Source organism: Candidatus Jordarchaeum sp. (assembly GCF_052745115.1).
Map to the genome: position 1 here is coordinate 1 of NZ_JBRAKS010000332.1, position 4188 is coordinate 4188.

At 39.2% G+C, this 4188-nt stretch carries 4 protein-coding genes and 4 tRNA genes; 1 reads left to right on the forward strand and 7 read right to left on the reverse strand.

Features of this window, described 5'->3' with window-relative positions:
- Positions 1 to 705: sensor histidine kinase (locus ACUVXA_RS17180; protein ID WP_445872517.1), on the forward strand; the 705-nt coding region annotated here is incomplete at its 5' end.
- A gap of 333 nt (positions 706 to 1038) precedes the next feature.
- Here ACUVXA_RS17180 and ACUVXA_RS17185 read toward each other — a convergent pair.
- From ACUVXA_RS17185 to ACUVXA_RS17215, 7 genes are all read right to left on the reverse strand, one after another.
- Positions 1039 to 1884 carry a ParB/RepB/Spo0J family partition protein gene (locus ACUVXA_RS17185; protein ID WP_445872518.1) on the reverse strand — a complete coding sequence of 282 codons (846 nt, stop codon included), beginning with the start codon at positions 1882 to 1884 and terminating at the stop codon, positions 1039 to 1041.
- A complete protein-coding gene (locus ACUVXA_RS17190) occupies positions 1850 to 2635 on the reverse strand; it encodes a ParA family protein (RefSeq protein WP_445872519.1) in 786 nt (261 codons plus the stop codon). The genes ACUVXA_RS17185 and ACUVXA_RS17190 overlap by 35 nt, the downstream gene beginning before the upstream one ends.
- A gap of 178 nt (positions 2636 to 2813) precedes the next feature.
- Positions 2814 to 2901 (reverse strand) — tRNA-Ser (locus ACUVXA_RS17195).
- Positions 2902 to 2983: 82 nt separating this feature from the next.
- Positions 2984 to 3328 (reverse strand): Mth938-like domain-containing protein, encoded by a 345-nt coding sequence (locus ACUVXA_RS17200; RefSeq protein WP_445872520.1) that lies wholly within the window; start codon positions 3326 to 3328, stop codon positions 2984 to 2986.
- 193 nt (positions 3329 to 3521) lie between these two features.
- Positions 3522 to 3594, reverse strand: a tRNA-Arg gene (locus tag ACUVXA_RS17205).
- 124 nt (positions 3595 to 3718) lie between these two features.
- Positions 3719 to 3806 (reverse strand) — tRNA-Ser (locus ACUVXA_RS17210).
- A 164-nt stretch (positions 3807 to 3970) separates the two neighbouring features.
- Positions 3971 to 4055: transfer RNA gene (locus tag ACUVXA_RS17215), tRNA-Ser, on the reverse strand.
- Positions 4056 to 4188 lie beyond the last annotated feature (133 nt).

Sequence of the window (4188 nt, forward strand, 5' to 3'; positions counted from 1 at the left end):
AAAGAATTAGAGCAGGCAAACCGCAACTACATGCAAATGCTTGGATTTGTAACACATGAACTCAAATCACCACTGGCCGCAATGCAGACGATGAGTTCTGTAATGTTAGAGGGGCTTGCAGGTGAGGTCCCTGAAAATGTAAAACATTTCTTAATAAGAATTAAAAAAAATGCAGAAGAACTCCAGGATATGGTTAAAAACTACCTTGATCTATCAAGAACTGAGCAGGGGGAATTCGTAGCAGATAAAAAGGAGATTGACCTCTGCAGTGAAGTAATAGACGCTTGTATAGCTCAAACAAAAGATCTTTTTGGCTCTCGCAGTATTAATTTAAAGGTAAATGGTCCTGAAAAACTGATGGTTTTTGCAGATCCAGAACTGATGCGAATAGCAATTTCCAACTACCTCAGCAATGCCGCGAAATATGGTAAAGAAGGCGGAAGGGCTGAACTAAATGTTAGCGAAGAAGATGGAAAAATAAGAATAAGTGTGTGGAACGAGGGTGATGGGTTCACACAAGAGGAAGGGAAAAGGCTTTTCTCTAAGTTTACCCGCCTGAGAAACAAAGCTACACAGGATAATCGTGGAAGCGGTCTGGGTCTTTATCTATGCAAACTGGTTATGGATCAACATGAAGGTCATGTCTGGGCAGATTCACAACCGGGTGAATGGGCTTGTTTCAATTTAAGTTTTCCAAAACAGTAATAATCTGGATCATTCGAAAAATGAGTACCTAGAATAAGTAGCTAAGTAAACGATGAATAGTTATTGGGAGGCGAAGCCGAAGCAATCCCCTTTAAGATTATTTAGTAATTATAAGGAATTGCTTCGTCAGTCGTCTCAGGCTCCTTACTCGCAATGTAAGCCGGCATACTCTCCACACTATAAAAAACCGTATCGGGTACCCATTATTTAGATAAAAAATTAAGAATATCTAAGTGAACTTTCAAGCGCCTGTTTAACCAAATTCTGGTACAAAATGCCAGAATTGTTATTGATAACACCATAAATCATCCATTTGGAATTTTTAATGCCCCGTTACCGAGAAAGCATTTGGTCAAGTATCCTCTCAAATTCTTCCCTTGAATAGAACTCAACCTTGATTGTGCCCCTTCCACTCCTGTACTCAACAACAACTTTAGTTCCGAATCTCGTCCGTAACTGATCCTCGATCTCATCTAAATGCGGGTCTTTCCTGTATTCCTTTGTTTCACGTGGAACATTTTTCCTTCTCGCTATTTTCTCCACTTCACGAACACTCAACTGCTCAGCCAGTATCTTTTTTACCAGCTCTTCCTGAGATTTATGATCCGATACTGCCAGTATAGCCTTAGCCTGTCCAACTGAAATTGTTCCACGTGAAACATGTTCTTTAACACTTTCCGGTAGTTCCAGAAGTCTCATCATATTAGCTATATAACTTCGAGATTTTCCTATCTTTTTTGATAGTTCCTCCTGTGTTATCATCTCCCTTTCAATAATCATCTTATATGCCAGAGCTTCCTCAATGGGATTCAAATCCTCCCTCTGCAAGTTCTCTATAAGGGCAATTTCCAGTGCCCTGATATCCGAGTATTCTTTAATTAGAGCCGGGATCTCTTTCAATCCCGCCTTCTTCGCAGCCCTTACACGCCTTTCTCCAACTATTATTTCATACTTACCGTCCATCTTCCTTACAACTATCGGCTGAATTAAACCATTCTCCTTAATCGAGCTTGCAAGTTCATCTATCCTATCCTCATCTATGATTTTTCTTGGTTGAAATCTGTTTGGAATGATATCATCGATGCTTATTGAAGGAATCTTTTCAGCTGCTTCTTCTACTTCAATCCTTTCTGAAAACAGAGCATCAAGCCCTTTGCCCAGCACTTTTTTCGCCGTCATGGAGTACTTCCCTCGATAAATTATAGTAACTTACTGCACCAATGCTCCTGGGTTCATACAAGTTAATTGGTTTACCAAAGCTCGGTGCCTCTGCAAGTTTTACATTTCTTGGTATTATAGTCTTGTAAACTTTCTCCTTAAAATAGCCAATTACCTCTTCAACAACCTGCCTTGACAGATTTGTTCTCGTATCATACATCGTAAGAAGAACCCCTTCTATGTGTAGCTTTGAGTTTAATCTCGTTCTTACCAGATTTATTGTCTTTAAAAGCTGGCTTAGCCCCTCAAGGGCATAGTATTCACACTGGATGGGGATAATCACAGAGTCTGCTGCAGCCAGACCATTGATGGTCAGAATTCCGAGGGAGGGGGGAGAATCTATTAAAATGAAATCATAATCTTCCCTGAGCTCATCAACCACTTTCTTCAACTTAAACTCCCTTTCCTTCATTTCTAACATTTCAACTTGAGCCCCTGAAAGGTTTATGTTACTCGGCAGTACGTATAAGTTTTTAATTGCTGTTTTTGCTATCAGCTCACGTGCATCTTCCATCCCGAGTATAGCTTCATACAGAGTCTTTTCTCCGGGAGCTCTTTTAACCCCCAACCCAGAACAACTATTACCCTGGGCATCAAGGTCAATCACGAGTGTTTTTCTACCAGCTTCTGCAATGTATGCAGAGAGGTTTACTATTGTGGTGGTTTTACCAACCCCACCTTTTTGATTTGCCACAATAATGGTTTTCCCCATTATCTATCTTAACCGATTGATGGTAATTATTTTAAATATCAAATAATCAATACTTCATCAACTGCTACTTTCAGCACCCCATATTTATTATAAATAATACAAAACTTTATTGAAATATACTTTTTCTCTTTTTCGAACAATAATGAGGATAAAATCACTCTAACAGTTTAAATCCTATCGGAGAGGGTGGGATTCGAACCCACGGTTCCCTCAACGGGAACAACGGTTTTCGAGACCGCCCGATTCAACCACTCTCGCACCTCTCCCTTTAAACCTCAAAATTGCTCTATTTACACAAGATGCAATTACGGGATGCATTTTTTAACAGGGAGCTTTTTCTTATTCTGGTTAGCAAGTTAAATGGAATAATCCTGCCACCTTCTTTGATTGTGAAAAAAAGTTAAATTTCCTTACTGCACTTGACGTGGTTTCTATTACAATCTGGCTACAGATTGTTTTAAGATACTGGAGGGTTTCCTCGGGTACCTTCATTAACCCGTTTGAACCGGTTCCAATGATAACAACCTCTGCTTTCACATACGGAAGTCTCTCAAGGTCTTCAATACCAAGCCTATGCCCTTCCTTTCTCCACCATCTGTTGTTAATGGTGCCATCGGGATAGATAATGATGTCGTTAGAATATCCCCTCCCATCGATACTTATAAAGCCGAATGTATATGAATCTATTTTCATAATTAGTCGCTGGTGAACAATTCACATTTAAATAGTAATGCATTAATACCAGCTCAATAATTAGTTTCTCACTCGCTATATCATCAATGTTTATTAATAAGCAATAGTTTTTATTTTATGAAATAGCGAATTATTCATAAGAAACTAATTATCAAAAAATAGAAGCAGAGTGGCCATTGATTTAAATTATATGCGTGCCCAAGAGGATTTGAACCTCCGACCCTTGGATCCGCAATCCAATGCTCTATCCACTGAGCTATGGGCACGTCTTGCTTACTACTATATTTTCATAAACTAATCATTTTTGTATGGTCTTAACATTAGCTTTTAATTGACCGGCCACTCTACATCCACTTGAATCATTTTTTTCTATTTACAAATTTAAAAATCCGGAGAGGGTGGGATTCGAACCCACGGTGCCATTTCGTGGCACAACTCCTTAGCAGGGAGCCCGATTCGGCCTCTCTCGCACCTCTCCCCTTGAGCCTCAATATTATATTATTTTTTTAAACCTTTTTATTTAAACATGACTAAATAGATATTTAAATACATCTTTTTAAGAGGAAATTTTCCTCTATACAGAATTACCATCCTTTTAAAAATTTATTTTCTTCATAGACGCAGATTTAACCCTACCTTATTCGGAGAGAGAGGGATTCGAACCCCCGGTCCCGTAAGGGACAACGGTTTTCAAGACCGCCGCTTTCGACCGCTCAGCCATCTCTCCATAGCAGCCTTATTTATGGTGTTATCAATAGCAATACTGGCATTTTGTACCAGAATTTGGTTAAACAGGCGCTTGAAAGTTCACTTAAATATATTTTAGGATCATCCGGAAAATGAGTACCTGGAAGCAATAG

Excerpts from the sequence above, each read along its gene's own strand:
- ACUVXA_RS17185 (WP_445872518.1), bottom strand. The coding sequence starts at position 1,884 with ATGACGGCGAAAAAAGTGCTGGGCAAAGGGCTTGATGCTCTGTTTTCA.
- ACUVXA_RS17190 (WP_445872519.1), bottom strand. The coding sequence starts at position 2,635 with ATGGGGAAAACCATTATTGTGGCAAATCAAAAAGGTGGGGTTGGTAAA.
- ACUVXA_RS17200 (WP_445872520.1), bottom strand. The coding sequence starts at position 3,328 with ATGAAAATAGATTCATATACATTCGGCTTTATAAGTATCGATGGGAGG.